Origin of the sequence: Pseudomonas sp. TWR2-1-1, assembly GCF_049897045.1 — a bacterium.
Classification (GTDB): domain Bacteria; phylum Pseudomonadota; class Gammaproteobacteria; order Pseudomonadales; family Pseudomonadaceae; genus Aquipseudomonas; species Aquipseudomonas versuta.
The window spans coordinates 1-3,205 of record NZ_JAFCVM010000022.1 but is presented as its reverse complement, the minus strand read 5'-3'; the positions used below and the strand labels follow the sequence as shown (position 1 = coordinate 3,205).

Sequence of the window (3,205 nt, the reverse complement as noted above, 5' to 3'; positions counted from 1 at the left end):
AACGTTCCAGCGAATGGGTATGTAATAGATTTGTGTGTTACGCAAACTTTCGGTTTGTATCGTCTTCACACACCGCAACTTGCCAGCTCTTGTGTTCAAGAACGCAAATTGCTTGGGTGTTATATGGTCAAGCCTCACGGGCAATTAGTATTGGTTAGCTCAACGCCTCACAGCGCTTACACACCCAACCTATCAACGTCGTAGTCTTCGACGGCCCTTTAGGGAACTCAAGGTTCCAGTGAGATCTCATCTTGAGGCAAGTTTCCCGCTTAGATGCTTTCAGCGGTTATCTTTCCCGAACATAGCTACCCGGCAATGCCACTGGCGTGACAACCGGAACACCAGAGGTTCGTCCACTCCGGTCCTCTCGTACTAGGAGCAGCCCCTCTCAAATCTCAAACGTCCACGGCAGATAGGGACCGAACTGTCTCACGACGTTCTAAACCCAGCTCGCGTACCACTTTAAATGGCGAACAGCCATACCCTTGGGACCGGCTTCAGCCCCAGGATGTGATGAGCCGACATCGAGGTGCCAAACACCGCCGTCGATATGAACTCTTGGGCGGTATCAGCCTGTTATCCCCGGAGTACCTTTTATCCGTTGAGCGATGGCCCTTCCATACAGAACCACCGGATCACTAAGACCTACTTTCGTACCTGCTCGACGTGTCTGTCTCGCAGTCAAGCGCGCTTTTGCCTTTATACTCTACGACCGATTTCCGACCGGTCTGAGCGCACCTTCGTACTCCTCCGTTACTCTTTAGGAGGAGACCGCCCCAGTCAAACTACCCACCATACACTGTCCTCGATCCGGATAACGGACCTGAGTTAGAACCTCAAAGTTGCCAGGGTGGTATTTCAAGGTTGGCTCCATGCAGACTGGCGTCCACACTTCAAAGCCTCCCACCTATCCTACACAAGCAAATTCAAAGTCCAGTGCAAAGCTATAGTAAAGGTTCACGGGGTCTTTCCGTCTAGCCGCGGATACACTGCATCTTCACAGCGATTTCAATTTCACTGAGTCTCGGGTGGAGACAGCGCCGCCATCGTTACGCCATTCGTGCAGGTCGGAACTTACCCGACAAGGAATTTCGCTACCTTAGGACCGTTATAGTTACGGCCGCCGTTTACCGGGGCTTCGATCAAGAGCTTCGCGTTAGCTAACCCCATCAATTAACCTTCCGGCACCGGGCAGGCGTCACACCCTATACGTCCACTTTCGTGTTTGCAGAGTGCTGTGTTTTTAATAAACAGTCGCAGCGGCCTGGTATCTTCGACCGGCGTGGGCTTACGCAGTAAATGCTTCACCCTCACCGGCGCACCTTCTCCCGAAGTTACGGTGCCATTTTGCCTAGTTCCTTCACCCGAGTTCTCTCAAGCGCCTTGGTATTCTCTACCCAACCACCTGTGTCGGTTTGGGGTACGGTTCCTGGTTACCTGAAGCTTAGAAGCTTTTCTTGGAAGCATGGCATCAACCACTTCGTTAACTAAAAGTTAACTCGTCATCAGCTCTCGGCCTTAGAATCCCGGATTTACCTAAGATTCCAGCCTACCACCTTAAACTTGGACAACCAACGCCAAGCTGGCCTAGCCTTCTCCGTCCCTCCATCGCAATAACCAGAAGTACAGGAATATTAACCTGTTTTCCATCGACTACGCTTTTCAGCCTCGCCTTAGGGACCGACTAACCCTGCGTCGATTAACGTTGCGCAGGAAACCTTGGTCTTTCGGCGTGGGTGTTTTTCACACCCATTATCGTTACTCATGTCAGCATTCGCACTTCTGATACCTCCAGCAAGCTTCTCAACTCACCTTCACAGGCTTACAGAACGCTCCTCTACCGCATCATCCTAAGATGATACCCGTAGCTTCGGTGTATGGTTTGAGCCCCGTTAAATCTTCCGCGCAGGCCGACTCGACTAGTGAGCTATTACGCTTTCTTTAAAGGGTGGCTGCTTCTAAGCCAACCTCCTAGCTGTCTAAGCCTTCCCACATCGTTTCCCACTTAACCATAACTTTGGGACCTTAGCTGACGGTCTGGGTTGTTTCCCTTTTCACGACGGACGTTAGCACCCGCCGTGTGTCTCCCATGCTCGGCACTTGTAGGTATTCGGAGTTTGCATCGGTTTGGTAAGTCGGGATGACCCCCTAGCCGAAACAGTGCTCTACCCCCTACAGTGATACATGAGGCGCTACCTAAATAGCTTTCGAGGAGAACCAGCTATCTCCGAGCTTGATTAGCCTTTCACTCCGATCCACAGGTCATCCGCTAACTTTTCAACGGTAGTCGGTTCGGTCCTCCAGTTAGTGTTACCCAACCTTCAACCTGCCCATGGATAGATCGCCCGGTTTCGGGTCTATTCCCAGCGACTAGACGCCCTATTAAGACTCGCTTTCGCTACGCCTCCCCTATTCGGTTAAGCTTGCCACTGAAAATAAGTCGCTGACCCATTATACAAAAGGTACGCAGTCACCCAACAAAGTGGGCTCCCACTGCTTGTACGCATACGGTTTCAGGATCTATTTCACTCCCCTCTCCGGGGTTCTTTTCGCCTTTCCCTCACGGTACTAGTTCACTATCGGTCAGTCAGTAGTATTTAGCCTTGGAGGATGGTCCCCCCATATTCAGACAAAGTTTCTCGTGCTCCGTCCTACTCGATTTCACTGTAAAGATGTTTTCGCGTACAGGGCTATCACCCACTATGGCCGCACTTTCCAGAGCGTTCCGCTAACATCAATACAGCTTAAGGGCTGGTCCCCGTTCGCTCGCCACTACTAAGGGAATCTCGGTTGATTTCTTTTCCTCAGGGTACTTAGATGTTTCAGTTCCCCTGGTTCGCTTCTTAAGCCTATGTATTCAGCTTAAGATACCTAACTTATGTTAGGTGGGTTCCCCCATTCAGACATCTCCGGATCAAAGTCTGTTTGCCGACTCCCCGAAGCTTTTCGCAGGCTACCACGTCTTTCATCGCCTCTGACTGCCAAGGCATCCACCGTATGCGCTTCTTCACTTGACCATATAACCCCAAGCAATCTGGTTATACTATGAAGACGACATTCGCCGAAAATTCGCAATTACTCACAAATTTTACCTTAGCCTGAATAAACACCAGTGAAAGTGTTATCCAGTCTAACTTTCTATTACATACCCAAATTTTTAAAGAACGATCTAATCAAAAGATCAGAAATCAACATTCACCATCAT

1 rRNA gene is annotated in these 3,205 nt (G+C 50.2%); it reads right to left on the bottom strand.

Going from position 1 to position 3,205, the window contains the following annotated elements:
• Window positions 1-123: 123 nt before the first annotated feature.
• Window positions 124-3,017, bottom strand: a 23S ribosomal RNA gene (locus ACP7BO_RS23775).
• Between the last annotated feature and the right edge of the window lie 188 nt (window positions 3,018-3,205).